At 67.5% G+C, this 26,078-nt stretch carries 20 protein-coding genes and 1 riboswitch; of the genes, 10 read left to right on the plus strand and 10 right to left on the minus strand.

The features are described from left to right. Positions 1–109 precede the first annotated feature (109 nt). Positions 110–2,989, minus strand: coding sequence for an aminomethyl-transferring glycine dehydrogenase (gcvP, locus tag FSZ13_RS10930; RefSeq protein WP_186308903.1), 2,880 nt, complete (start codon positions 2,987–2,989; stop codon positions 110–112). A gap of 84 nt (positions 2,990–3,073) precedes the next feature. Next, a riboswitch (glycine riboswitch) is annotated at positions 3,074–3,175 on the minus strand. Between the two features lie 136 nt (positions 3,176–3,311). Between gcvP and FSZ13_RS18395 the strand changes: the two genes are divergently transcribed. From FSZ13_RS18395 to FSZ13_RS10940, 3 genes are read left to right on the plus strand one after another with little or no spacing between them, the layout of a single operon-like run. After that, positions 3,312–3,458, plus strand: a complete 147-nt coding sequence (locus tag FSZ13_RS18395; RefSeq protein WP_186308904.1) for a hypothetical protein — start codon at positions 3,312–3,314, stop codon at positions 3,456–3,458. Positions 3,459–3,469: 11 nt separating this feature from the next. Beyond that, on the plus strand, positions 3,470–4,693 hold the full coding sequence (locus tag FSZ13_RS10935) for a multidrug effflux MFS transporter (protein ID WP_145479589.1): 1,224 nt from the start codon (positions 3,470–3,472) through the stop codon (positions 4,691–4,693). A gap of 49 nt (positions 4,694–4,742) precedes the next feature. Beyond that, positions 4,743–5,129 (plus strand): hypothetical protein, encoded by a 387-nt coding sequence (locus tag FSZ13_RS10940; RefSeq protein WP_145479590.1) that lies wholly within the window; start codon positions 4,743–4,745, stop codon positions 5,127–5,129. Positions 5,130–5,588: 459 nt separating this feature from the next. Here FSZ13_RS10940 and FSZ13_RS10945 read toward each other — a convergent pair whose 3' ends face one another. The 4 genes from FSZ13_RS10945 to FSZ13_RS10960 all read right to left on the minus strand — a co-directional run bounded on the left by FSZ13_RS10945 (position 5,589) and on the right by FSZ13_RS10960 (position 11,857). After that, complete coding sequence (locus FSZ13_RS10945) at positions 5,589–7,565, minus strand: M2 family metallopeptidase (RefSeq protein ID WP_145479591.1); 1,977 nt, start codon at positions 7,563–7,565, stop codon at positions 5,589–5,591. A gap of 76 nt (positions 7,566–7,641) precedes the next feature. After that, positions 7,642–9,294: a phosphoethanolamine transferase gene (locus tag FSZ13_RS10950; protein ID WP_145479592.1), complete on the minus strand. Its 1,653-nt coding sequence runs from the start codon at positions 9,292–9,294 to the stop codon at positions 7,642–7,644. Further along, on the minus strand, positions 9,291–10,034 hold the full coding sequence (locus FSZ13_RS10955) for a phosphatase PAP2 family protein (protein ID WP_428999990.1): 744 nt from the start codon (positions 10,032–10,034) through the stop codon (positions 9,291–9,293). Before FSZ13_RS10955 ends, FSZ13_RS10950 begins: the two co-directional genes overlap by 4 nt. A 110-nt stretch (positions 10,035–10,144) precedes the next feature. Next, entirely contained in the window at positions 10,145–11,857 is a 1,713-nt protein-coding gene (locus FSZ13_RS10960) for an ArnT family glycosyltransferase (protein ID WP_260844158.1), read from the minus strand. Between the two features lie 133 nt (positions 11,858–11,990). On the opposite strand from FSZ13_RS10960, the gene FSZ13_RS10965 reads away from it, so the two are divergent. The 3 genes from FSZ13_RS10965 to FSZ13_RS10975 all read left to right on the plus strand — a co-directional run bounded on the left by FSZ13_RS10965 (position 11,991) and on the right by FSZ13_RS10975 (position 15,361). After that, a complete protein-coding gene (locus tag FSZ13_RS10965; RefSeq protein WP_145479594.1) occupies positions 11,991–12,692 on the plus strand; it encodes a response regulator transcription factor in 702 nt (233 codons plus the stop codon). Continuing rightward, positions 12,679–13,989: a sensor histidine kinase gene (locus FSZ13_RS10970; protein WP_145479595.1), complete on the plus strand. Its 1,311-nt coding sequence runs from the start codon at positions 12,679–12,681 to the stop codon at positions 13,987–13,989. Before FSZ13_RS10965 ends, FSZ13_RS10970 begins: the two co-directional genes overlap by 14 nt. A gap of 121 nt (positions 13,990–14,110) precedes the next feature. Further along, positions 14,111–15,361, plus strand: coding sequence for a DUF819 domain-containing protein (locus tag FSZ13_RS10975; RefSeq protein ID WP_145479596.1), 1,251 nt, complete (start codon positions 14,111–14,113; stop codon positions 15,359–15,361). A gap of 91 nt (positions 15,362–15,452) precedes the next feature. Here the strand turns inward: FSZ13_RS10975 and FSZ13_RS10980 are convergent, their stop codons facing one another. Then, positions 15,453–15,677 (minus strand): YbdD/YjiX family protein, encoded by a 225-nt coding sequence (locus FSZ13_RS10980; RefSeq protein WP_068853636.1) that lies wholly within the window; start codon positions 15,675–15,677, stop codon positions 15,453–15,455. Further along, positions 15,677–17,758 carry a carbon starvation CstA family protein gene (locus tag FSZ13_RS10985; RefSeq protein ID WP_145479597.1) on the minus strand — a complete coding sequence of 694 codons (2,082 nt, stop codon included), beginning with the start codon at positions 17,756–17,758 and terminating at the stop codon, positions 15,677–15,679. Before FSZ13_RS10985 ends, FSZ13_RS10980 begins: the two co-directional genes overlap by 1 nt. A gap of 203 nt (positions 17,759–17,961) precedes the next feature. Here FSZ13_RS10985 and FSZ13_RS10990 point away from each other — a divergent pair, with 203 nt between their 5' ends. After that, positions 17,962–18,810, plus strand: coding sequence for a pirin family protein (locus FSZ13_RS10990; RefSeq protein ID WP_145479599.1), 849 nt, complete (start codon positions 17,962–17,964; stop codon positions 18,808–18,810). A 104-nt stretch (positions 18,811–18,914) separates the two neighbouring features. Here FSZ13_RS10990 and FSZ13_RS10995 read toward each other — a convergent pair whose 3' ends face one another. From FSZ13_RS10995 to FSZ13_RS11005, 3 genes are all read right to left on the minus strand, one after another. Further along, entirely contained in the window at positions 18,915–19,376 is a 462-nt protein-coding gene (locus tag FSZ13_RS10995; protein WP_145479601.1) for a hypothetical protein, read from the minus strand. A gap of 167 nt (positions 19,377–19,543) precedes the next feature. Further along, entirely contained in the window at positions 19,544–20,407 is an 864-nt protein-coding gene (locus FSZ13_RS11000) for a pirin family protein (protein ID WP_145479603.1), read from the minus strand. Between the two features lie 234 nt (positions 20,408–20,641). Then, entirely contained in the window at positions 20,642–22,705 is a 2,064-nt protein-coding gene (locus FSZ13_RS11005) for a 3-hydroxyacyl-CoA dehydrogenase NAD-binding domain-containing protein (RefSeq protein WP_145479605.1), read from the minus strand. Between the two features lie 213 nt (positions 22,706–22,918). Between FSZ13_RS11005 and rpoE the strand changes: the two genes are divergently transcribed. From rpoE to FSZ13_RS11020, 3 genes are all read left to right on the plus strand, one after another. Next, positions 22,919–23,539 carry an RNA polymerase sigma factor RpoE gene (rpoE, locus tag FSZ13_RS11010; RefSeq protein ID WP_102945429.1) on the plus strand — a complete coding sequence of 207 codons (621 nt, stop codon included), beginning with the start codon at positions 22,919–22,921 and terminating at the stop codon, positions 23,537–23,539. Next, positions 23,536–24,348 carry a sigma-E factor negative regulatory protein gene (locus FSZ13_RS11015; protein WP_145479606.1) on the plus strand — a complete coding sequence of 271 codons (813 nt, stop codon included), beginning with the start codon at positions 23,536–23,538 and terminating at the stop codon, positions 24,346–24,348. Before rpoE ends, FSZ13_RS11015 begins: the two co-directional genes overlap by 4 nt. Before the next feature lie 66 nt (positions 24,349–24,414). Next, positions 24,415–25,938, plus strand: coding sequence for a DegQ family serine endoprotease (locus FSZ13_RS11020; RefSeq protein WP_145479608.1), 1,524 nt, complete (start codon positions 24,415–24,417; stop codon positions 25,936–25,938). Positions 25,939–26,078 lie beyond the last annotated feature (140 nt).

Raw genomic sequence — 26,078 nt, forward strand, 5'->3', positions numbered from 1 at the left:
CATCGTTTTCCCCTCGTTGCCGACCAACGCCCGGCGCATACCAGGCATACCTGCAGAAGAACAACGGCCCGCTTTCGCGGGCCGTCTTCGTTTCAACCAGGCGGGAGGATCAGACCTCCACGCCCTCGTCTTCCTTGTACGCGTCGACCGGGATGCAGGCGCACATCACGTTCTTGTCGCCGTAGACGTTGTCCACGCGTGCCACCGGCGGCCAGTACTTCTGCTGGCGCAGGCTGGCCAGCGGGAAGGCGGCCAGTTCGCGCGGGTAGGCGTGCGACCACTCGCTGGCCGACACTGCGGTGGCGGTGTGCGGGGCGTGCTTCAGCGGGTTGTCTTCACGGTCCAGGCGGCCGTCTTCGATCGCGGCGATTTCCTCGCGGATCTGGATCATCGCGTTGATGAAGCGGTCCAGCTCGTGCAGCGATTCGCTTTCGGTCGGCTCCACCATCAGCGTGCCGGCGACCGGGAAGCTCAGGGTCGGCGCATGGAAACCGAAGTCGATCAGGCGCTTGGCCACGTCTTCGGCGACCACGCCGGAGGTCTTCTCCAGCGGACGCACATCCAGGATGCACTCGTGCGCCACCAGCCCGTTGCGGCCGGTGTACAGCGTCCTGAAGTGCGGGGCCAGGCGCTTGGCGATGTAGTTGGCGTTGAGCAGCGCGACCTGGGTCGCCTTGCGCAGGCCTTCGGTGCCCATCAGGGTGATGTACATCCAGCTGATCGGCAGGATCGAGGCGCTGCCGAAGCTGGCCGCGCTGACCATGCCCACATCGCCTTCGCCGCCCAGCACCTTGGGCAGGAACGGGGCGAGGTGCGACTTGACCGCACACGGGCCCACGCCCGGGCCACCGCCGCCATGCGGGATGCAGAAGGTCTTGTGCAGGTTCAGGTGCGACACGTCCGAGCCCCACTTTCCGGGCTTGGCCACGCCGACCAGGGCGTTCATGTTGGCGCCGTCGGTGTACACCTGGCCGCCGTGCTTGTGGATGATCTCGCAGATCTCGACCACTTCTTCCTCGAACACGCCGTGCGTGGAGGGGTAGGTGATCATCAGCGCGGCCAGGCGGTCGCCATACTTCTCGGCGTTGACGCGGATGTCTTCGACGTCGACATTGCCGTTGGCGTCGGTCTTGGTCACCACCACCTTCATGCCGCACATCTGCGCCGACGCCGGGTTGGTGCCATGTGCCGAATCCGGGATCAGGCAGACGTCGCGGTGGCCTTCGCCGCGCGAGCGGTGGTAGGCACGGATCGCCAGCAGGCCGGCGTATTCGCCCTGCGCGCCGGAGTTCGGCTGCAGGCTCACCGCGTCATAGCCGGTACATTCGACCAGCATCGCTTCCAGCCCGTCGATCAGTTCCTTGTAGCCGGTAGCCTGGTCGGCCGGGGCCAGCGGATGGATGTTGGCGAACTCCGGCCAGGTCACCGGGATCATCTCGGCGGTGGCGTTGAGCTTCATGGTGCAGCTGCCCAGCGGGATCATGGTGCGATCCATGGCCAGGTCCTTGTCCGCCAGCGAACGCAGGTAGCGCAGCAGTTCGTGTTCGCTGTGGTGGGTGTTGAACACCGGGTGGGTCAGGAAGGCGCTGGTGCGCACCTGGGCGGGCGGCAGCGCATCGGCGGTGGCCGCGTCCAGCGCGTCCACGTCGACGCTCACGCCGAACAGCTGGCCCAGCGCGACGATGTCGGCGCGGGTGGTGGTTTCGTCCAGGCTGATGCCGACCGCTTCGCTGTCGATCGCACGCAGGTTGATGCGCGCGGCGGCGGCCTTGGCGTGGATCGCCTTGGCGTCGATCGCCTTGACGTGCAGGGTGTCGAAGAAGTGCTCGCCGACATTGACGCCGGCGCCGCGCAGGGCAGCAGCCAGGATCGCGGCCAGGCGGTGGGTGCGGCGGGCGATGCGGGTCAGGCCTTCCGGGCCGTGGTACACGGCATACATCGAGGCCATCACCGCCAGCAGCACCTGTGCGGTGCAGATGTTGGACGTCGCCTTCTCGCGGCGGATGTGCTGCTCGCGGGTCTGCAGGGTCAGGCGGTAGGCGGCATTGCCCTGGGCGTCGACCGACACACCGATCAGGCGGCCGGGCATCGAGCGCTTGTAGGCATCGCGGCAGGCCATGAACGCGGCGTGCGGGCCGCCGAAGCCGAACGGCACACCGAAGCGCTGCGAGTTGCCGACCACGATGTCGGCACCCCATTCGCCCGGGGCGGCAATCAGGGTCAGCGCCAGCAGGTCGGTGGCCACGGCCACCAGGCCGCCGCGCGAGTGCACGGCATCGGCCAGCGCCTGGTAGTCGCCGATATGGCCGAACGTGTCCGGGTACTGCAGCAGCACGCCGTAGCTGTCCGCTTCCAGCGCTTCGGCGGGCGTGCCCACGCGCAGCACGATGCCCATCGGCTCGGCGCGGGTGCGCAGCAGTTCCAGCGTCTGCGGGTGCACGGCGTCGTGCACGAAGAAGGTGTCCGACTTCGACTTGGCCGAACGCTTGGCCAGGGTCATCGCTTCAGCCGCTGCGGTGGCTTCGTCCAGCAGCGAGGCGTTGGCGATCTCCATGCCGGTGAGGTCGGCGCACAGGGTCTGGAAGTTGATCAGCGCTTCCATGCGGCCCTGCGAGATTTCCGCCTGGTACGGGGTGTAGGCGGTGTACCAGGCCGGGTTTTCCAGCACGTTGCGCAGGATCACGTTCGGGGTCAGCGTGCCGTAGTAGCCCTGGCCGATGAAGGTGCGGAACACCTGGTTCTTGTCGGCAATGGCGCGGATCTTCGCCAGCGCGTCCACCTCGGTCATCGACACGGGCAGCGCCAGCGGCGCCGGCGACTTGATGGAGGCCGGCACGATGGCGTCGGTCAACGCGTCCAGCGAGGCGTGGCCGACCACCTCGAGCATCTGCGCGATTTCGGCGTCGTTGGGGCCGATGTGGCGTTCGACGAACGCGTGGCTGTGTTCAAGCTCGCGCAGGGAAGGGGTGTTCTGGGACATGGCTGGCATCCAAAAGAGTGGGCACGCACGTTCGGAAGCGCGGACGGGGCGTGTCGTGGGCGACAACGATCCACCGGACCCTGCGGTCTTCCTGGGTGCCCCTCTGTCCTTTTGCCTGAGAGTTTGGAAGCGCGCGGCTGCGTGCTTCGTGCCCCTTCGGCGCCGGCACCGGCCGGTCTCTCCAGAGTTTTGGTGCGGGTGGTATCGGGCCTGAGCGATTACGGGCGTTGCGCCTTCGGCAGCGGATGCCTGGAAACCAAGCTCCACTTCTCCCACCATGTAGCCCGCCAATTATATCCCAGCGCCCCGGCCCGCAGCGGCCTTCCGGGAGATGAACGCGCTCACCGTTCCGTACCCGGATGTCGGTTTCGGCATGGAACTGGCGGGTACAACCGCCTATGATGAGCGGATCCTCGTATTCATCAGGCGCCACCCGGTCCGGGCCGGCGCCTTCCGTGCGTTCATGCACGGTCGCTGACGGAACTTCCGATGACACCCGCTGCCCCTTCGAACCGCCGCCTGGCCCTGCTGCTTGCCGGCCTGGCCATGTTCGGCCCGTTCTCGATCGACACCATCTTCCCGGCCTTCCTGCTGCTGGGCGAGCGCATGCAGGTCGAACAGGTCGCAGTGCAGCAGACGGTCAGTGTGTACCTGCTGTTCTACGGCCTGATGAGCCTGGCGCACGGCCCGCTGTCGGATGCGTTCGGGCGCCGCCGGGTGATCCTGGGCGGGCTGGTGCTGTTCATCGCCGCCTCGATCGGCTGCGCCCTGTCGCGCGACCTGACCACGCTGCTGGTGTTCCGCGCGCTGCAGGGCGTGACCGCCGGCGTGGGGGTGATCGTCGGCCGTGCGGTGATCCGTGATCTGTACCACGGCGCCGACGCGCAGCGCCTGATGAGCCAGGTATCGATGATCTTCGGCATCGCTCCGGCGATCGCGCCGATCATCGGTGGCTGGATCCTGCTCGGTGGCGGCGACTGGCCGCTGATCTTCTGGTTCCTGGTGCTGTTCGCGCTGGTGCTGCTGGTGGCCACCGGCAAGTGGCTGCCCGAAACCCATCCGGTGGAAGCGCGTACGCCGCTGTCGGCAGGCGCCCTGCTGCGCAGCTACCTGCAGATGGGCAGCAACCCGCGCCTGCTGCGCCTGGCTGCGGCCGGCGCCTTCAATTTCTCCGGCATCTTCCTGTACATCGCCTCGGCCCCGGTGTTCGTGATGCAGCACCTGAAGCTGGGCGAGGGCGGCTTTGCCTGGCTGTTCATTCCCACCATCGGCGGCATGACGATGGGCTCGTTCCTGTCCGGGCGGATGGCCGGTCGGATCACCGCGCAGCGGCAGGTGGCGATCGGCTTCAGCCTGTGCGCGGTGTCGGCGCTGGTCAACCTGGCCTATGTGCTGGGGGTGGCGCAGATCGCGCTGCCTTGGGCGGTGCTGCCGATCTTCCTTGGCGGCGTTGGCATGTCGCTGATCTTCCCGATCCTGGCGCTGGCGGTGCTGGACATGTACCCGCACCAGCGCGGCCTGGCCTCGTCGATGCAGATGTTCATCCAGCTGATGATCAACACCGTCGTGGCGGGCGCGGTCTCGCCGCTGCTCAGCAGCACGCCGTTGCACCTGGCGCTGGGCTATGCCGGGTTCTTCGCGGTCGGCGCGGCGTTCTGGTTCTGGGAGCGCCGCTGCGAGCGCAGGCGCGATGCGGCGGCGGCTGGGGCCTGAGCCCCGTGCGGTATCCTGTGACCCTTGATGCAGTCCGGAAGTCCCCCTGATGTCGACCACCTCCAAACTGCGCCGTGACCTGCGCCGGCGCCGCGAAATCGAAGAGGCGAACCGCGAAAAGGCCCACGCCTCGCCGGTCGAGCCGCATGCCGAGCTCCGCGACCAGCAGCGTACGCTTCTGGCCGGCGTGGTCCGTCGTGACGGCGAATGGGTGCTGGGCATGGACGGCCGGATTGCCGGGCAGACCCCCAGCGCCGCCCGCGTGCTGGCGCTGATCATGCAGGCCGCCGAACTGCACGAGCGCCAGGGAACCCCGGTGCGCCTGGTGTATTCGGATGCGTTGAAAGACGCCGCGCACGCCGAAGCCAAGGCCGAGGGCAAGGATTTCGAGCAGTTCAAGACAGAACTCGCGGCTTCCCTCAAACCCAAGGCGTAGAGCAACGCCCTGCGTGGCTGCGCCATGCTGCGCGCGCTCCCAGCAAACGCGGCTGCCGGTGAATCGAGTGCCGGGCCCCCATACCCTTTCCGGCGAATGTCCCCCGGCGTCGGCCGGAGGCCGACACCTCCTCCTTTACTTCGCCTCCAAGGGTATGGGGGCCCGGCACTCGATCCACCGGCGTTGCACCCCGACTTCCGCTTTTCCCTGCCAACCGCAAGCCGAGCCCCGTCGCGGCCGGTAGGTCCCTGGCAAAGTAAAGGAGGAGGTGGCGGCCGCAGGCCGCCGCCGGGGGACATTTGCATAGGGGCCTGCCGGCCGCGGCGGGGCCCTCAACGCTCGCGATGAACCTGCTCGAAGACCCTGCGCCCAGCCTCGACGGCCCTAGGGGACAAGACGTTCCACTCCCTTCTGCGATGAACAAAAAAAAAGCCGGCCATGCAGGCCGGCTTTCCTGGTTCAAGGCGCCTTCGGCGCGGCTGCCGCCGCAGGCGGCTGCCAGCCACACATCTGGCCCTGGTTCTGCTGCTTCAGCCACTCGTTGACCGGGGTGAAGTATTCGATCATCGGGCCGGCATCCAGCTTGTCGCCACCGGTGATCTCCTTCAGCGTCGCCTGCCACGGCTGGCTGGCGCCCTTGCTCAGCATCGCCCAGAACTTCTGCCCGGCTTCCTTGTTGCCGTAGAAGCTGCACTGGTGCAGCGGGCCCTTGTAGCCGGCCGCATCGCACAGGCCCTTGTAGAACTGGAACTGCAGGATGCGCGCCAGGAAGTAGCGGGTGTACGGCGTATTACCCGGCACGTGGTACTTCGCGCCCGGATCGAAGAACTCCTCGCCGCGCGCGCTGGCCGGCGCCACGCCCTGGTACTTCGCCTTCAGCTCCCACCACGCCTTGTTGTAGTTGTCCGGGGTGATCGAGCCATCGAACACGCCCCAGCGCCAGCGGTCGATCATCAGCCCGAACGGCAGGAACGACACGCCGCTGAGCGCCATCCGCATCTGCGCGTTGATGGTGGCTTCACGGCTTTCCTGCGGCTTGTCCACCAGCCCGATCGAATTGAGGTACTGCGGGGTCATCGCCAGCACGATGGTGTCGCCGATCGCTTCGTGGAAGCCATCGTTGGCACCGCCCTGGAACAACGGCGGCAGCGGGTTGTAGGCCAGGTCGTAATAGATGTGGCCCAGCTCGTGGTAGATCGTGGTGAAGTTTTCTTCGTTCGGCTTGATGCACATCTTGGTGCGCACGTCGCCTTCCATGTTCATGTCCCAGGCGCTGGCGTGGCAGACCACGTCGCGGTCCAGCGGCTTGATGAACTGGGTCTTGTCCCAGTACGACTTCGGCAGCGCCGGCATGCCCAGCGAGACATAGAAGTCCTGCGCGCGCTCGGTCATCTGCTTGGCGGTGCGCAGCTCGGCGTCACGCTGCGCCTTGTACAGCGCTTCCACGTTCGCGTTGCTGCCGCCGGCCTTGGCCAGCGCACCGCTCAGGTTGGTCTGGTACTGCTTTTCCAGCGCCGCAGTGATGTCCAGGCTGCCGGCACCGGGATACGGTTCCAGCTGGTCCCACAGGTTGGACCAGTCCTGCTGCCACATGTTGCCGAGCAGGTGCGCGGCGATCAGGCCGCCTTCGGTCTCGGCCTTGTCCTTGCCGTAGGTGGTGTCCAGCTTGGTACGCGCGTAGCAGTGCAGCTGCTCGTACATCGGCTTGACCTGCTCCCACAGGCGGTCGGTTTCCGGCCCGATCTGCTCGGCCGGCATGTCGTAACCGCTGCGCCACATCTGGCCGGCATCTGCGAAGCCCATTTCCTTGGCGCCTTCGTTGACCAGGCCGACGAAGCGCTGGTAATCGGCGCGCATCGGCTTGGTGGTGGCGTGCCAGCCCTGCCAGGCATCAAGCTGCTTGTCGTAGTCGCGGCTGCTGGCCAGCACCTGCTCCAGGTCGCCCAGCTGGCGGCAGCTGGCGGGGTTGGCCTCGTCGGTGCAGTACTTGCCCGAGCCGTAGGCGCCTTCCATGCGGCTGGCGATGCGGGTCAGCTCGCCGAGCTTGGCCGGGTCGCGCGGAGCCGGCATTGCCGTCATCAGCTTGAGCAGGTGGATCTGGCGCTTGGTGTCCTCGCTCATCGGCTGGCCGTCGTACTTGCCGGCCTGGGCGATCCAGCCATTGAGGATGGTCAGCCAGCGCTCGTTGGCCTTGGCCGCCACGCGCTCGGAATCGTCATTGATGTAGGTCGAGGACAGCCACTGCGCCGAGGTCATTTCCGGGTACAGGGCCTTGTACTCGGCGTTGACGCGGGCGATGAACTGGTCCGCGGTTTCGGTGGGCGCGGCGGTGCCGGCGGCCGGAGCATCGGCCGGGGACGGTTCCTTCTGGCAGGCCGCCAGGGTCAGCGCGGCAGCGCCGACCGCCAGGGCCAGCAGGAGCGGGCGGTGGTTCACGGGGACATCCTTGGGTGGTGACAGACCGGCGAAGGCTAGTGGGGCCGCCGCCGCACCGCAAGGGCCACAGGTCCCGTCAGCGCGCGCAACCGCTGAACAGGTCGCGGTCGCGGTCGTACACGGAAGTCCTTACCTGCATCAGGCCGAGTACCGAGGGGAACAGGTTGTCATGGTCGGTGTACTGGCTGGCACGGCGCCGCACGCAGGCCAGGTCCAGCCCACGGCTGGCGGCGAAACCGGGCGAAAACCACATCGTCATCGGCACCCGGGTCTGTTCCTGCGGCGCGATCGCGTAGGGCACCCCATGCAGGTACAGGCCCTTTTCACCCAGCGACTCGCCATGGTCGGACAGGTAGATCATGGCCGTGTCGTAGTCCTGCATGCCCTGCAGCGTGCCGATGGTGCGGGCCAGCAGCTGGTCGGTGTACAACAGGGCGTTGTCGTAGCTGTTGGTGATTTCCTCGCGGCTGCACCTGCCCAGGTCCGGGGTGTCGCAGGTGGGGGTGAAGCGGCGGAACGCCGCGGGGTAGCGTTCGAAGTAGCTTGGGCCGTGGTTGCCCAGCTGGTGCAGCACCACCACGCGGTCGCCCGCCCGGGCGCGCACCTGCGCGGCCAGGCCGTCGATCAGGATTTCATCCATGCAACGGCCGTTGGCGCACAGGGTGGGGTGGTGCGCATCGCCCAGCGACTGGGTGTCCAGCCCCTCGCACACACCCTTGCAGCCGGACTGGTTGTCGCGCCACAGGGTGCCGATGCCGGCGTGCTCCAGCACGTGCAGCAGCGACTGGTGGGCACGGATCTTCGTTTCGTCATAGTCATGCCGCCCATACGGCGAGAACAGGCAGGGCAGGGAGACTTCGGTGCTGGTGCCGCACGCGTGCATGTCCGGGAAGTTGATTGCGCTGGTCTGCGCCAGCTGCGGCGTGGTCTGCCGGGCGTAGCCGTTCAAGCCCCAATCCTGTGCACGCGCGGTTTCGCCCATCACGATCACCAGCAGCCTGGGCTTGCTGTCGGCCGCGCGCGGCGTCGCCTTGGCATCCAGGCCGATCGGGAGCTTGGGCGCGCGCTGGATCGGGTTGTCGCCGCGCAGCGCCTTTGGCAGCCCCAGCAGGTAGTTGCCCGGCGTGGCCAGGTACCGCACTTCGCGCTGGTTGCGCATCAGCGACGACATTTCCTGGAAGGACAGCATCGACCCGCCCAGCGCGATGCACGCCGACACCAGCAGGAAACCGCCGCGCCAGAGCAGGGCCCTGCCCCAGCTGCGCCGCACCAGCTGTACGCGCGACAGCAGCACCATCGGCAGCAGCGCCAGCAGCACCAGTGGTGCGAGCAGGCTCGGGGTGATCAGCTCGCGGCTTTCTTTGTGGTCGGTCGCCAGCACGTTGCGCAGCATGTCCGCATCCAGGTAGATGTGGTAGCTGCCCATGTAGTGGGCAGCCATCGCCGTGCCCAGCAGCAGCACGCCGATCATCACCTTCGCATTCCAGCGCCACACCAGCAGGCCCATCAGCAGGCTGTGCGCACCCACCAGCAACAGCAGCAGCGACACGGCGAAGCGCACGCTTCCCGGATGCGTGGCCATCGCGCTGTGCCAGAACAGGCCATTGCAGGCCAGCGCGAAAAACACGCTGGTGAGGGCGATGAGGGTCTCGGTGGAGCACGTGGGGCGCCAGTGGCGCAGCGTGGTGAGCGCGATCGGGCGTGGCGCACGTGATGCGATGGTATTCATGCGCGCACTCCGCGGGCGCTGATCCGATGCACCAGGAGGAACAGCAGCAGCGACACCGTCCAGCATGTCGCGAGCGTCCACAGGTCATGCGAAAGGAAATGCGCGCCGCGCAGCTGCTGCGCGGCACCGAACACACCCCCGGCGACGAGCCCCAGGGCAAGGCCACGCCATCGCCATGCAGGACGCACCAGCAAGGCGAAGAAGTACAGGCTCACCCAGGCAAACCCGGCGCTGGAATGCCCGGCCGGGAAGCACACCCCGCGCGGCATGCCGTGCGGGCGGGTGGCGAACAGTCCCACGTACTCGCGCAGGCCGCCGTAGCGCGCCAGGTCCCACGGGCAATCCACGTTGGTGAGCGACTTCAGCAGCGACACCGCGCCGGTGCCCAGCGCGACGGCCATTACCAGGTACAGCAGCGGCCAGCGCCATGCGGCCGCCCGTTCGTGGCGCCAGGCGTAGAAGCACAGCACGATGGCCAGCAGCGTTGCCGCTGCGCTCAGCCACTTGCCACCCTTGTGGATCAGCTGGCTGGTGGCCCATGCGTTCTGCAGGAGCCAGTGATGGCCTTCCATGCGGTACAGCTGGTCCGCCAGCCACTGGTCGCCACCACCGACCATGAGCAGCGTGCTGGTGGCCAGCACCGCCAGCAGCGGCCATGCGAAGTGGTTGCGCAGGAAGAGGGCGTTGCGGGAGTTGGCGTGTTCGATAAGCGGAAGCGACGCGGCAGGAACAGGGAGCATGAAGGTGGAGCCGGCGGGGAAACCGGCGCCATGGTCGTCAGCAACGTGTCGGAGACCGGTCGGAGTGATGTTCCCCGCGCGTTAACCCGCACGCGCCGTGCACCTGCGATTCAGTCGCCGTCGTCGATACCGGCGGCCGCGTCCTGCGAAAGCTCCGCGTGACAGTCTGCATGCCACGCCGTGCCCGGCACCAGCCACCAGCGGTTGCGGTTGGCGCTGCCGATCATCACCGCCTGCGCGCGGTCCACGCAGGGACTGAGTGCCTGTTCAAGCACCAGCAGCCAGCGCGCGTGGGGTGCCTGCGCCAGCCATGGCCCGGCGTCATGCCACTGTGCGTCCCAAGGCCGCTTGAAGCCGAAGTCGGTCACTGGCCGGTCGGCCTGCAGCAGGTTCTGCTCGCGCCACGCCAGTGCACCCAGTTCGGCATGCGGTCCGATCCTTTCGCCGACCTGCCGCATCACTACCGATGCCGAGCTGTAGGGACCCAGCGCAGGCATCAGACCCCAGCCATGCAGGTTCCAGAGCAGTACCGCAGTGATCACCACCAGCGTGCCGGCGCGGCGTTGCCGCAGCCACGCGGTCAACAGCAGTACCACCACGCCGAAGCCGAGCAGCCACCCTCCCAGCACCGGCAACAGGGTTTCAGGCATGCCGCGTCGGGCCAGCTGCGCATGCGCCCAGACGCCATCTCCCAGCAGCGCTACGCCGATCGCGGCGGCAGCCACGCCCAGCACCAGCACATAGGCCAGCAGCAGCCAGCGCGTGCCGGCGCGGCGCAGCAGGCCGGGCAACAGGGGCGCCGCCGCGACGCACAGCGCTGGCAGCATCGGGAAGATGTAGACCTCGCGCTTGCCCGGGCTGGCGCTGAAGAACAGCAGCACCAGCAAGGCCCAGCCCAGCAGCAGCCAGTAGCGTCCATCCAGTCGCCCCAGGCGCCGCCACCATGCTGGAACCAGCGCGGGCAGCAGCAGGCTGCCGGGCAGCCACAACGTGGCGATCACCTGCAGGTAGTACCAGGCCGGCTGCACGTGGTGCCACGCGTTGGCGTAGCGGGTGCCGGTCTGTTTGAACAGCAGTTCGCGTGCGTAGGACTGCAGTTCCGGCGAAGGATCGTTGAGCAGCGCGATGCCGAGCGGCCCCAGCCAGACGGCGGTGCCGAGCAGGAACGCCGGCACCAGCCAGAGCAGGGCGCGTGCGCGGGGCGTGGGGGCAACCACGGCCCTGCGCTGCTGCCAGCGCCACAGCGCCCACGGCAGCAGCACCAGCAGCGGCAGGAAGCCCACGCCCTTGGTCACCGTACCCAGTCCGGCGGCGAACCCGGCCACCCACAGGGCGCGTGTATTCGGCCGCTCCAGCAGGTGGCGCAGCAGGCCCCACAGCGACAGCGTGGTCAACGCCACCAGCACCATGTCGATCTGCGCGCGCTTGGCCATCAGCCCGAACTGCAGGCAGCTGGACAGCGCCAGCACGGCCCACCAGGCGAGGCGACGATTCCACAACCGCCGCGCCAGGTCCCAGCTCAGCCACAAGGTGGCCAGCGCGGCCAGCAGCGAGGGCAGCAGGAAGGCCAGGTTCCAATTCCCGATGACCTGGTAGGTCGCCGCCTGGATCCACATGAACACCGGCGGCTTCTCGGCGTACAGCTCGCTGCCGCGGTGCGGCAGCAGCCATTGACCGGTATCCACCATCGCACGGGCGGCCAGCACGAAACGCGGCTCGTCCGGCGGGGTCGGGGCCCGCAGCCCGATGCCGGCGGCCAGGGCCAGCAACAGGGCAAGGCAGGTCAACAGGTGCCAGGTGCGGCGGGGCAGGTGGGTCGACAAGGGCGGCCGTTCGCAGGGAAAGCCGAACTGTCGGGCATGCCATGTAAGAAAGGTGTCGAATCGGGTGGATTGCGACCGGCTTCCGACATTCCGGGCGCTACCATGCCGGGTACCACCCCCGAGTTTCCTGCGCATGCGGCTCCTGGTCATCGAAGACAACCGCCAACTGATCGCCAACCTGTTCGAATATTTCGAAGCGCGTGGCCACGTCCTGGATGTCGCCCCCGATGGCGTCACCGGCCTGCACCTGGCCGCCACCCAGCAGTACGACGCCCTGATCCTGGACTGGATGCTGCCGCGCCTGGAAGGCCCGGACGTGCTGCGCCGGCTGCGCACCGAGCATGGCTCGGACGTGCCGGTGATCATGCTCACCGCCCGCGACGAACTGCCCGACAAGATCGCCGGCTTCCGCGCGGGCGCCGACGACTACCTGACCAAACCGTTTGCCCTGCCCGAACTGGAAGTGCGGCTCGAAGCCCTGCGGATTCGCGCGCAGGGCCGCAACCCGCGCAAGGTGCTGGAAGTGGCCGACCTCAGCCTGGACCTGGCGACCCTGGAGGCCAAGCGTGCCGGGCAGCCGCTGCACCTGTACCCGGCGTGCCGCAAGGTGCTGGAAGTGCTGATGCGCGCCAGTCCCGCTGCGGTCACCCGCCAACAGCTGGAATTCGCACTGTGGGGCGACGAGCTGCCCGACGGCGACCTGCTGCGCTCGCACATCTACGAACTGCGCCGCAGCGTGGATGGGCCCTTCGCGCGCAAGCTCATCCACACATTGCCGCGGGTAGGTTACCGGTTGGGTGCCGCCGCCGCCGAGAGTGGCGATGAGACTGCGTAAGCCCGCGCCGCTGCACCGGCGCCTGGTGTGGTGGCTGCTGGGCTACCTGGCGATGATCTCGCTGGCGGTGTTCAGCGTCGGCAACTACGTGCACGAGCATGCGGAACATTCCGCCTGGCGCGCGCTGCTGAACTCCGAGCTGGACAGCATCGTCAGCCATATCGAACACGAGCCACATTACCGCTGGCAGGATTCGGACACGCTCCGGCTTTTCACGGTGGACGACCGCCCCGGCGTTCCGGCAATCCTGCGCACGCTGCACCCCGGGCTCCACGACGGTGTGGAGATCAACGGCCGCGCCAGTGCGGTGATGGTGCGCGACACGGACCACCAGGGGCGCCTGGCCCTGGTCCTGGACATCAACGATTTCCATGAGCTCGAGGAATTCGCCACGCGCTGGGTCATGCTGGCCAGCGTGGTGATGATCCTGGTGACCGTGGTGATGGCCTCGTTCGGCGTCAGCCGGCTGGTCAGCCCGCTGCGCTCGCTGGCCCGACACATCGACAACCTCAAGCCCGGCCGGCCGGGGCAGCGTGTCGAGGTCGACCCGCGTGGCAGCTCCGAGCTGTACGTCATCGCCGCAGCGCTCAACGACTACCTCGCGCGCAACGAACAGTTCGTCGAACGCGAACGGGTGTTCATCAGCACCGCCAGCCACGAACTGCGCACGCCCATCGCAGTGATCACCGGCGCGGCCGAACTGGCGCTGGAACAGCCTGCGCTGCCCGACCGCGCGCGCCAGCAGATGCAGCGCGTGCACCGCACTGCACAGGGCGTGGAGCAGCTGATCCAGCTGCTGCTGGTGCTGGCCCGCGAACCGGCCCGCCTGGCCGCGCTCAAGGAGCGCATCGCCCTGGACCAGCTGGTCCCCGACATCATCGAAGACCACCGCCACCTGATGGGCGACAAGGACCTGCACATCGTCGTCCAGGAGCTGGCCCGCGTGGACATCATCGCCCCGCTGGGCGTGGTCCAGGCGGCCATCGGCAACCTGCTGCGCAATGCCATCGAAAACAGCGGTCGCGGCACCATCACCATCGCTGTATCCGAGCGCGGCGTCGTCACCCTGCAGGATCCCGGCGAGGGCATGAGTCCCGAAGAGATCGCGGCCGTGTATGCACGCATGGCACGCGGTGACCGCAATGAACAGAGCGGGATCGGCCTCGAACTCATCGCCCGTCTGTGCGAACACCTCGGCTGGGCCTTGACCATCGAACCTAGCGAGCTGCGTGGCACGCGCGTGATCCTCGATCTGGGTGCTTCGCTGCCCGGGCAGCACAGCGACCTTCCGCACTGAAGTCGCCGGTGCATCGCGCGGCACTGCAGCGTGGTCACCAGTAATGACAATGTTAAGCTGCAGCAGGCGTCGCATCATGCGGCGCTTTTTTTTTGACTTTTCGATCGACACAGGACCGCATATGCCGACCGGACCCGGTACCGCCCTCATCACCAGCGACATCGTCGGCCTTGGCCTCATCGCCGCCACCCTGGCCCTGATCTTCTGGGCCGCCAGCGGCCCGACGCCCCTGTTGAAGAAGATCTTCGCCTGGGTACCCGCACTGCTGCTGTGCTACTTCATCCCCGCCATCTACAACACCGCCGGTATCCTCGACGGGCACCGCACCGCCCTCTACAACCCCATCGCGCGCGACGTGCTGCTGCCGGCCGCGCTCGTACTGCTCACCCTCTCCATCGACCTCAAAGGCATCCTCAAGCTCGGCCCCAAGCTGCTCATCGTGTTCTGCGCCGGCACCTTCGGCATCATGCTCGGCGCCGTGGTGTCGTTCCAGCTGATGTCCTGGATCCACCCCGAGACCGTCGCCGGCGATACCTGGGCCGGCATGGCCGCACTTGCCGGCAGCTGGATCGGTGGCGGTGCCAACATGGTCGCCATGCGCGAAGTGTTCGGCACCGACGCCACCACCTTCGGCCAGTTCGCCGTCGTCGACGTCGCCTGCGCCAGCCTGTGGATGGCCGTCCTGCTGTTCCTGGCCAACCGCGCGCAGCAGATCGACACCCGCAACGGCGCCGACACCCGCGCCATCGACGAAATGAAGGCGCGCATCAGCGCCTACGAAGCCCAGAACGCGCGCATTCCCAGCCTCACCGACCTGATGGTGATCGTCGGCGTCGCCCTCGGCGGCGTCGGCCTGGCCCACGCCATCGCCGCCCCCCTGAGCGCCTGGTTCAAAGCCCACATCAGCTGGGCAAGCCAATTCAGCCTCGACAGCGCGTTCGTCTGGGTGGTCCTGCTCTCCACCCTGCTGGGCCTTGGCCTGAGCTTCACCCGCGCGCGCAGGCTCGAATCCGCGGGTGCCTCGCGCTTGGGCACGGTGTTCCTGTACTTCCTGATCGCCTGCATCGGCATGCAGATGGACCTGCTCTCGCTGCTGGATCGCCCGTGGCTGTTCCTGCTCGGCGTGATCTGGATGCTCACCCACATCCTGGTGCTGTGGACCGTCGCCAAACTGGTCAAGGCGCCGTTGTTCTTCTTCGGCATCGGTTCGATGGGCAACATCGGCGCAGCGGCATCGGCGCCGGTGGTGGCAGCGGCGTTTCATCCCAGCCTGGCGCCGGTCGGTGTGTTGCTGGGTACGGTGGGCTATGCGACGGGAACGGGTCTGGCATATGTCACCGGCTTGATCCTCAAATGGATGGCCGGAGCATAACGCCGCCCCGCCATAGCTCTTGGCAAATCAGAGCCAAAGAAAAGGCGGCGCAGATGCGCCGCCTTTTCAATTCCAAACAATTAACCAAGGGTCAGCAGCAGCGACCGCCGTTGCGGCCGCCGTAACGCGCTTCCTGGCGTTCGCGGAAGAACGTCTTGTAGTCCATCGGCGTGCGGTCCGGGTGCTTCTCCAGCACGTGCCGCACGTAGTTGTCGTAGTCGGGGATGCCACAGCACAGGCGTGCCGTCTGCACCAGGCGCCGCCAGATCCGGCGGTGCGCCTGGTACTGCCCGACCGGAACCAGGCCCGTGCTCATCACAGGTCCGCCATCTGGTGCGGTTCCAACGCCACGTAAGGCGTCTCACGGTCCGTCCGCTGCGGCGAACGACGCGCCGCCACGACCGTCTTGATCGCATAGGCCAGGATCGCGAACACCACGAACAGGAACAGCACCGTCAGCCCGGTGTTGACGTAGGCATTGACCACGATCTGCTGCATCTGCGCCACCGACTTGGCCGGCGCCGTGATCGTACCGCTGGCGATCGCATCCTGGTACTTGTGCGCCTGCGCCAGGAAACCCTGCGCCGGGTTGCTGTCGAAGATCTTGATCAGGCCCGCGTAGGTCGTGCAGATCAGCAGCCATACCGCCGGCACCGCCGTCACCCACGCGTAGCGGTCACGCTTCATCTTGAACAGCACCACCGTGCCCAGCATCAGCGCGATACCCGCCAGCATCTGGTTGGAGATGCCGAACAGCGGCCACAGCGTCTGGATGCCACCGAACGGATCCACCACGCCGGTGTACAGCAGGTAGCCCCACAGCGCCACGCAGCCCGCCGTGGCGATGATGTTCGCCGTCCACGACTCGGTCTTCTTCAGCGCCGGGATGAAGTTGCCCAGCAGGTCCTGCAGCATGAAGCGGCCCGCACGCGTGCCCGCATCCACCGCGGTCAGGATGAACAGCGCCTCGAACAGGATCGCGAAGTGGTACCAGAACGCCATCATCGCGTTGCTGCCGCTTGGAATGGCCTGGTGCAGGATCTGCGCGATACCCACCGCCAGCGTCGGCGCGCCACCCGCACGGTGCAGGATGGTCGGTTCACCGATCGCCAGCGCCGTGGCTTCCAGCTGCTCCGGCGTGATCGTGAAGCCCCACGTCGTGGTGATGTAATGCGCCGCCGACACCGCATCGGCACCGATCACCGCCGCCGGGCTGTTCATCGCGAAGTAGATGCCCGGATCGATGATCGACGCCGCCACCAGCGCCATCACCGCCACGAACGATTCCATCAGCATGCCGCCGTAGCCGATGTAGCGCATATGGCGCTCATTGGCCAGCAGCTTCGGCGTCGTGCCCGACGCGATCAGCGCGTGGAAACCGGACACCGCACCACACGCGATGGTGATGAACAGGAACGGGAACATCCCGCCCTTCCACACCGGACCATCGCCACTGGCCGCGAACTGGGTCAGCGCCGGCATCTTCAGTTCCGGCATCACGATCAGGATGCCGATCGCCAACGCCACGATGGTGCCGATCTTCAGGAACGTCGACAGGTAGTCGCGCGGCGCGAGCAGCAGCCACACCGGCAACACCGAGGCCACGAAGCCGTAGCCGATCAGCATCCAGGTGATCTGCACGCCGGTGAAGGTGAACGCAGGACCCCAGACCGGATCGGCCGCCACCTTGCCGCCGTACCAGATCGCCAGCAGCAGCAGGATCAACCCCACCACCGAGATCTCCCCGATCTTGCCCGGCCGGATGTAGCGCATGTACACGCCCATCAGGATCGCGATCGGCATCGTCGCGATCACCGTGAACATGCCCCACGGACTTTCCGCCAGCGCCTTCACCACCACCATCGCCAGCACCGCCAGGATGATGATCATGATCAGGAACGCACCGAACAGCGCGATCGTGCCCGGCACCTGGCCCATTTCCTCGCGGACCAGGTCACCCAGCGAACGCCCGTTGCGGCGGCTGGAGATGAACAGGATCATGAAGTCCTGCACCGCACCGGCCAGCACCACGCCGACCACCAGCCACAACAGCCCGGGCAGGTAGCCCATCTGCGCCGCGAGCACTGGGCCCACCAGCGGGCCCGCACCGGCGATGGCCGCGAAGTGGTGGCCGAACAGCACGTGCTTGTTGGTCGGCACGTAATCCAGGCCATCGTTGTTGAGCACCGCCGGGGTCGCCCGGGTCGGGTCCAGCTGCATCACCTTGTCGGCGATGAACAGGCTGTAGAAGCGATAGGCGATCAGATAGATGGAGACGGCGGCAACCACGATCCACAGCGCATTGATGTGCTCGCCCCGTCGCAGCGCGACGGTGCCAAGACAGAATGCGCCGAGCAGCGCGAGCGCGGCCCAACCCAGCTTGGAAAAACCTTTCATGAGATTGCGTCTCCCTGAAGAACACCGTAAGGGTCCGCCCTCGCACTGACCGGGTCAATGCGCGTGCGGAGGCTTGCCGCTAGTACTTTGGTCGTACACGGGAACGAAACAGCACGCTTGGAACAATCGGTTGCGGGCATGACGGTTGGCGCCCCCCGGGCCTGCGCCCATCTTGTACCCACTATCCTCCCGATGGAGTCAACATGAGCAGCTCCCCCGCGCGCGTGCAGCGCACCATCCGTGGCATGCCCACCTCCGACGGCGCCGGCGTGCGCCTGACCCGGGTGATCGGCGGTCCGTCGCTGCCCGATCTGGACCCGTTCCTGCTCCTGGATGAATTCGGCACCGACCGGGCGGAGGACTACATCGCCGGCTTCCCCAGCCACCCGCACCGCGGCTTCGAGACCGTCACCTACATGCTCGACGGCCGGATGCGGCACAAGGACAACCATGGCAACGAAGGCCTGCTGACCCCGGGCAGCGTGCAGTGGATGACCGCCGGCCGGGGCCTGGTGCATTCGGAGATGCCCGAACAGGAATCGGGGCAGATGCGCGGCTTCCAGCTGTGGGTCAACCTGCCGGCGCGCGACAAGATGACCGACCCGAAGTACCAGGAATTCGCCCCGGAGCGCATTCCGGTGGTCAGCCCGGTGCCGGGCGTGCAGGTCAAGGTGATCGCCGGGCAGGTCGGCGACACCGTCGGCCCGATCGTGCAGCCGGCGACCGACCCGCTGTACCTGGATGTCGCGCTGGACGCCGGTGCGCGCTGGGACTACGTGCTGCCGGACGGGCACAACGCGTTCGCCTACGTGTTCGAAGGCGACGTGGTCGTGGGCGAGGGTGAGGAGGCACGCCCGGTAGGGCGGCAGGACATGGCGGTACTGGGCGGCGGCGATCAGCTGCAGCTGCAGGCCGGTGCGGGCGGTGCGCGGCTGATCCTGGTCGCGGGGCGTCCTCTGCGCGAACCGGTCATGCGCCACGGCCCGTTCGTGATGAACACCCGCGAAGAACTGATGCAGGCCTTTGTCGACTTCCAGGAAGGTCGGTTCTGAGGCACGGTAGCGCCGACCGTTGGCCGGCCCAGGGAACGCCCGGGCTGGCCAACGGCCGGCGCTACCCAACTGGAGATGCGTGAAACCCCGCATCTCCATGCAGGTCACCGCTCGGCGGCAACCGCCGTGGGATTGAGGTTCAGGCCCTGCGACATCGTCTGCAGCGTGCGCAGTTCGCTGGCATCACTGGGATACAGGGAAATCTGTGCGTACTGGTTCTTGTCGAACTTGACCACGGTCATGCGGCGGGTCGCATAGCCCGGCGGTTCCTGGCCGCCCAGGTCGGGCAGGTACCAGTACAGCGATTCGCCTGCGAAGCCGCCTTTTTCCTGGCGCAGGGGCCGCGACAGCGGAATCCCCGGGTCGCGACCGGTCAACATCAGGGTCATGACCTCGCGTCCGCCTGCATCGACGGCCTTGCACAGCAGGTAGGTGGCCTGAGGCGTTTCCTGCCATTGCAGCCCACTGTTGGCGGGCAGGGCAGGACACTTGGCCGCCGACTGTGCCGACGCCGCGCCAGCCACCAGTGACAGCCCCAGCAATACCAAGGCGTGCAGGATCTTCATGCGTTCCCCCATGTCGAATTGGCCGTGCCGTCCCCCGACGGGCGTCGTTCACCCACGGGGTGACGGCCTGGTGATTTCGACCTTAACGGAATGTGACTGGATCTTCAAATAACCATTTCAAATGAAATTGAAGCCGGTCAGCGAGGTGAGGATCCGCTTACGTCCCCTCAACGCTCCGGCAGTGGAATGAATTCCTTGTCGTCGCCGGGGATGGTGCCGAAACGTCCGGATTCCCAGTCGTGCTTGGCCTGCTCGATACGGTCTTTGGAGCTGGATACGAAGTTCCACCAGAGGTGGCGGGGTCCATCCAGGGGTTCACCACCGAGCAGCATGGCCTTCAACGGCGTCTTGGCACGCAGGCGGCCACGCGCGTTCTTTTCCGGAAGGATGAGATGCTGCGCGGGGACGTCGACGCCGTCCAGCTGCGCCTCGCCTTCAAGGATGTAGAGGGCGCGTTCGACGTGACCGGTATCGAGGTCGAGTTCGGCACCGGGGTCGAGATCGACGGCGACGTTGAGCGTGTCGGCGAACACCTTCACCGGGGATTCTTCGCCGTAGGCGCGACCGGCGATGATCCGCAGCCAGGCGCCATTGCGGCGCTGCTGGGGCAGGGTGGCCGCGCTGTGGTGGAAGAATCCGGGATCGGTCTCCTCGAATGCTTTCGGCAATGCCACCCAGGTCTGCATGCCGTGCAGGGGGTGGTCGTGTTCGCGCTCCACCGGCGGGGTGCGTTCGGAATGGGCGATGCCGCGCCCGGCGGTCATCCAGTTGACGTCGCCGGGGCGGATGACCTGCTCCGAGCCAAGGGTGTCGCGATGGCCGATGGCGCCGGACCACAGGAAGGTGACGGTGGCCAGGCCGATATGCGGGTGCGGGCGCACATCGATGCCCGCACCGGCGCCCATCACCGCCGGGCCCATCTGGTCGACGAACACGAACGGGCCCACGCTGCGGGCCTGGATGCTGGGCACGGCGCGGCGCACTTCCAGGCCGCCGATGTCGTGGACGCGCGGGGCGATGATGGTCGTCATGCGGGCTTTCTCGCTGGCGGGGGACAGTTTGGAAGCATTGCACGGTGTTTCATCTACTGCATGGCCCGTTCGGGTAACAGGTTGTTTCGTTTCCAAAGCCTTGGTTTGCAGGCGTCACTGTTTTGGGTCGGCGGCCAACGAAAAAGCGGTAGGTACCGACCGTTGGTCGGTACTGCAGATGCACAAAAAAAACGCCACCTTTCGGTGGCGTTTCTGCTTCGATCAATCGATTCTTTAAATCACCGGCTCGCGCAACACCGCCGCGTCCCAACCCGGGCGCGGGGCGAAGCGGTCGCCGTGGCGCTGCTGCAGCACCTTCAGGCGTTCCACCAGCGCATCGGCGCCGGTGGCGCGGATGTACTGGATCGGGCCGCCGCGGAACGGGGCGAAGCCGGTGCCGAAGATGACGCCGGCATCCAGCAGGTCGGCATCAGCGACCACGCCGTCGTGCAGGCAGGCGACTGCTTCGTTGAGCAGCGGCAGGATCAGCCGGTCTTCCAGGTCCTCCGGGGCCTGGTAGTTGGCGGGCACGTCGGGCTTCTGCGCGCGGCCGTTGTCCCACTTGTAGATGCCCTGGCCGTCCTTCTTGCCGCGCTTGCCCGGTTCGACCGTCTGCAGCGCGGCGGGGATCTGCAGCCCGAGGAACGGGGCCAGTTCTCTGCCGACGCCGGCGGCGACGTCCAGGCCCACGGTGTCGAGCAGTTCGATCGGGCCCATCGGCATGCCGAACTTCACCGCGGCCTTGTCGATGACCGGGCCCGGGATGCCTTCGGCGTAGGCGGTAGCCGCTTCCAGCATGTAGGGGAACAGCACGCGGTTGACCAGGAAGCCCGGGGTGCCGGCGACCGGTACCGGGAACTTGCCCAGCGCCTTGCAGAACGACGCCAGGCGGCGTTCGGTTTCCGGGGCCATGCCATCGTGGTGGATGATTTCCACCAGCGGCATCTGCGCCACCGGGTTGAAGTAGTGCAGGCCGGCGAACTGGGCCGGGCGCTGGATGTGGTCGCGCAGTTCCACCAGCGGAATCGACGAGGTGTTGGTGGTCAGCAGCGCGTCGGACTTCATCTTCGGCTCGAGCGTCTGGTAGAGACCGCGCTTGGCTTCGGCGTCTTCGATGATCGCTTCGATCACCAGGTCGGCCACGGCGACGCCGTCACCGGCGAGGTCGGCCTTGAGCCGTGCGGCGACCGCCGGGCGCTTGGACTCGTCGCGCACCTTCTTCGCGAACAGCGCCTGGGCGCGCTCCATGGCCGGGTCGATGAAGCGCTGCTCGCGGTCCTGCAGGGTGACTTCGAAGCCCTTGTAGGCCGACCAGGCGGCAATGTCGCCGCCCATCACGCCGGCGCCGACCACGTGCACGTGGCGGATGCCGTGATCCTTCCCGCCCAGTGCCTTGAGGCGCTCGGTGAGGAAGAAGATGCGGATCAGGTTGCGTGCGGTGGGGGTGCCGGCCAGTTTGACCACGGCGCGGCGTTCGGCGTCCAACCGGGCCTGGATGCCGCTGCCGCCGGTACGCGCCCAGGTGTTGATCAGCGCATAGGGGGCGGGGTAGTGGTCCTTCTTCGCCTTGCGCGCGACCTGCTTGGCCATCTGCGGCGCGAGCAGCTTCCGCGCCAGCCAGGTGTTGGTGGCCCAGGCGGTCAGGCGCTGCTTGAACGGGCGGGTGGTGCCGGCCAGGGCCAGGGCCACGGCGGTGTCCAGCAGGACCGCCGGAGCCACCACCTTGTCGACCAGGCCGATGTTGCGGGCCGCCGACGCCGACAGGTTGCGGCCGGTCAGCATCATGTCCATCGCCGCCGGGGCGCCCACCAGCTGCGGCAGGCGCGCGCTGCCGCCCCAGCCCGGGAAGATGCCCAGCTGGGTTTCGGGCAGGCCGATCCGGGTTGACGGGTCGTTCGACGCCACGCGGTAGCGGCAGGCCAGGGCCAGCTCGGTACCGCCGCCCAAACAGTGGCCATGGATGGCGGCCACGGTCGGGCAGGGCAGTTCCGCCAGTTTCTGGTAGGTGGTCTGGCCGCGGCGGATGGCGTCATTGACCGTGCCGCGGCGATCGAACTCCTGGAATTCCTTCAGGTCGGCGCCGGCGATGAAGCCGGCCGCCTTGATCGACTGCACCACCACGGCCTTGGGCGGATCCATGGCCAGGCGTTCGACCAGGTCGCCCAGTTCCAGCAGCACGTCCTGCGACATCGCGTTGACGCTGCTGTCGTGGCGGTCGAGGCTGAGCACCACGACACCATCGTCACGGATCTCGGGGTGCCAATGTGAGAAGCGGAGCCCATCGAAGCCTGAAAGCATGGGGACGTTCCATCCGGTTGTGTATGGAGAAGGGGGCTATGATCCAGAGGTTGTTTCCTCCCCGTCAAATCCCAATAGCAGGGGGAGACTGGGAACCTTAACGGAACCGTAGTTAAAAGCTGGTGCGGCGTTCACGGATTGGCGCTGAACTTTTCCCGGGATTGGCAGTCTCATTGCCCGACGTCGGTTGGGCTGACAGGAGTGCGGCCCCCCATGGCCGAGGTTGAAACACCACAGGAGCTGGACCTGGAGCTGGTCCGGCGCGTGCAGCGCGGCGAGAGCGCGGCCTTCGATGTACTGGTACGCAAGTACCAGCACCGGATCGTCGCGTTGATCGGGCGCTACATCGCCGACTGGAGTGAATGTCAGGACGTCGCCCAGGACACGTTCGTCCGCGCCTATCGCGCGATCAACAGTTTCCGTGGAGACGCCCAGTTCTATACCTGGTTGCACCGGATCGCCGTGAATACCGCCAAAAACCACCTTGCCGCCCATAACCGCCGCCCGCCCACCGACGACATCGACATCGGCGATGCCGAGCAGTTCGACAGCGGCACCCGCCTGCGCGACACCGACACGCCGGAACGCGAGCTGATGCGCCAGGAACTGGAGAACACGGTGATGAAGGCGGTGGCGGCGTTGCCGGAAGAACTGCGTTCGGCCATCACCCTGCGCGAGGTGGAGGGCCTGAGCTACGAGGACATCGCGCAGAAGATGGGGTGCCCGATAGGCACCGTGCGGTCGCGGATCTTCCGCGCCCGCGAGGCGATCGACACTGAACTTCGGCCGCTGCTGGACATCGGCAGCGCCACCCGCGAGAAGAGCCGCGCATGAGCAATCAACATCCCGACAAATTCGATGCCCACCACCGCCAGCAGCTTTCGGCGCTGGTCGACGGTGAGCTGCCGCTGGAGCAGGCGCGTTTCCTGTTGCGCCGGTTGGAACACGATGACGACCTGTCGCGCTGCCAGGAGCGCTGGCAACTGATGGGCGACGTGCTGCGCGGGCAGGCCTGTGCGCCTGCACCGGCGGGCTTTGCCGAGCGTATCCGGCTCGCCGTGGCAGCGGAACCGCGCCCGTTGGAGTCGAATGCGACACCGACGACGCCGGTGCGTCGGCGCGGCTGGCTGCGCGTGGGCGGCGGGGCGGCCTTGGCCGCCTCGGTCGCCGCGATTGCCCTGTTCATGTCCCGCGGACAACTGTCCGACCCGGCCGTGCCGGCCCAGCCGACCACGGTCATCGCCAGCCAGGCGCAGCTGCCGCCGGCACCGCCGCGCGCGCCGGCTTCTCCGTCCGTGCCCGCAGCGGTGGCAGACGCCGCCCTGGCCGTGGCGGCCGTGCCTGCCGCCGCCACCGCGCGCCGCAACAGCGCCACCCGTACCCGGCAGGCCGCGCGCAGCGTGGCCAGCCGCAGCGCCGAACCGATCCGCGCCGTCGCCAGCCAGGCGCCGCTGGCGCCGACCCTGCCGGCCGCGACCGCCCGGGCGTTGCCGTTCGGCGATGTCAGCAGCCTGCAGGCACGGCCGTGGCCACGTTCGACGCTGGGCGACCAGGGCGCGCTGAATGCCAGTTTCCGCTCCCAGCAGCCGCAGGCCGCGTTCTATCCGTTTGAACCGCGCCTGCAGGATGACGGCGCCGATTGAGCCGGTTCTCCCTCCTTCTGCTTTCCCTTTCCCCCTGATGACCCCTGACCCGGAGGTTCGAGTCTGATGACCGCCCGTATCCGTACGCACGCCCTGGCCCTGCTGGCCATCACCCTCCCGCTGGTCGCCTGTGCGCAGTCGCCGTCTCCTGCGGCACCGGCCGCCCAGGCCGCCGCCGCGCCGCGTGCCCCGGCCGCGCCGCTGGTCAGTGGCCTGCCGGACTTCACCAACCTGGTTGAACAGGTTGGGCCGGGCGTGGTGAACATCGAAACCACCATCGTGCGCAGCAACCGCCAGGCGCGCGGCGCCGGCCCGGGACCCGGCGACGATGAAATGCCGGAATTCTTCCGCCGCTTCTTCGGCCCCGATTTCCAGATGCCGGGCCAGCCCGGTGGCGAGGACCAGGGGCCGGGCATCCGCGGCCGCGGCATGGGCTCGGGCTTCATCATCTCGCCTGACGGCTACGTGCTGACCAACCACCATGTGGTGGCCGACGCCGGCGAAGTGAAGGTCAAGCTCGGCGACCGCCGCGAGTTCACGGCCAAGGTGGTCGGCAGCGACCAGCAGTACGACGTGGCCCTGCTGAAGATCGATGCGAAGAACCTGCCGACGGTACGCGTGGGCGATTCCAACACGCTCAAGCCCGGCCAGTGGGTGGTCGCGATTGGTTCGCCGTTCGGCCTGGACCATTCGGTCACCGCCGGCGTGGTCAGCGCGGTCGGGCGCAGTACCGGCGGCCAGGACCAGCGCTACGTGCCGTTCATCCAGACCGACGTGGCGATCAACCAGGGCAATTCGGGCGGTCCGCTGCTCAACACCCGGGGTGAAGTGGTCGGCATCAACTCGCAGATCTTCTCCGCCTCCGGCGGCTACATGGGCATCAGTTTCGCGATCCCGATCGACCTGGCCATGGGCGCGGTCGAACAGATCAAGAAGAACGGGCGGGTCAGCCGTGGCCAGCTGGGCGCGATCGTCGGCGCCATCACCGGCGACGTGGCGCAGGGCTTCAACCTGCCCGACAGCCGCGGTGCGCTGGTCAATGAGCTGGTCCCGGGCAGCGCCGCAGCCAGGTCCGGGCTGGAAGTCGGCGATGTGATCCGCTCGGTCAACGGCACCCCGATCAACACCTTCAGCGACCTGCCGCCGCTGATCGGCGCCCAGGCGCCGGGCAGCAAGGTCCGCCTGGGCGTGCTGCGCGAAGGGAAGGAGCGTGAGATCACCGCGACCCTGACCGAGCTGGCCGAGGATGCCGCCCGCGGCACCGCCGCTCCGGCTGCCGCGGACGCGGCGCCGCAGGTGGGTGCCAACGCCCTGCTGGGCCTGGATGTGGCCGACCTGACCGCCCCGCAGCGCCAGCAGCTGGGGCTGGACGCGGGCGAAGGCGTGCGCATCACCAACGTCAAGGGCCAGGCTGCCCGCGATGCCCGGTTGTCGCCGGGCATGGTGATCCTGCAGGTCGGGCGCACCCCGGTCGGCAGCGTGGCTGCACTGAACAAGGCGCTGGGCGGCTACAAGAAGGGCGACGTGGTGATGCTGCTGGTGCGCGCGGGCAGCAACAGCGCCTTCGTGGCGGTCAAGACCGGGCAGTAAGTCCCGTCCCTGCTGCGTTTCCGGGCCCGCTTCGGCGGGCCCGGTCGCATTTGGCGCCCCGGCACGCGGGGAGGGGCCGGCCATGCGATAATGTGCCGTTATCCTGACGACGCGCCGCGCCGCCGCCACCTATGTCCTCT

The sequence above is a fragment of the Stenotrophomonas rhizophila genome, assembly GCF_007667275.1.
GTDB classification, from domain to species: domain Bacteria; phylum Pseudomonadota; class Gammaproteobacteria; order Xanthomonadales; family Xanthomonadaceae; genus Stenotrophomonas; species Stenotrophomonas maltophilia_AE.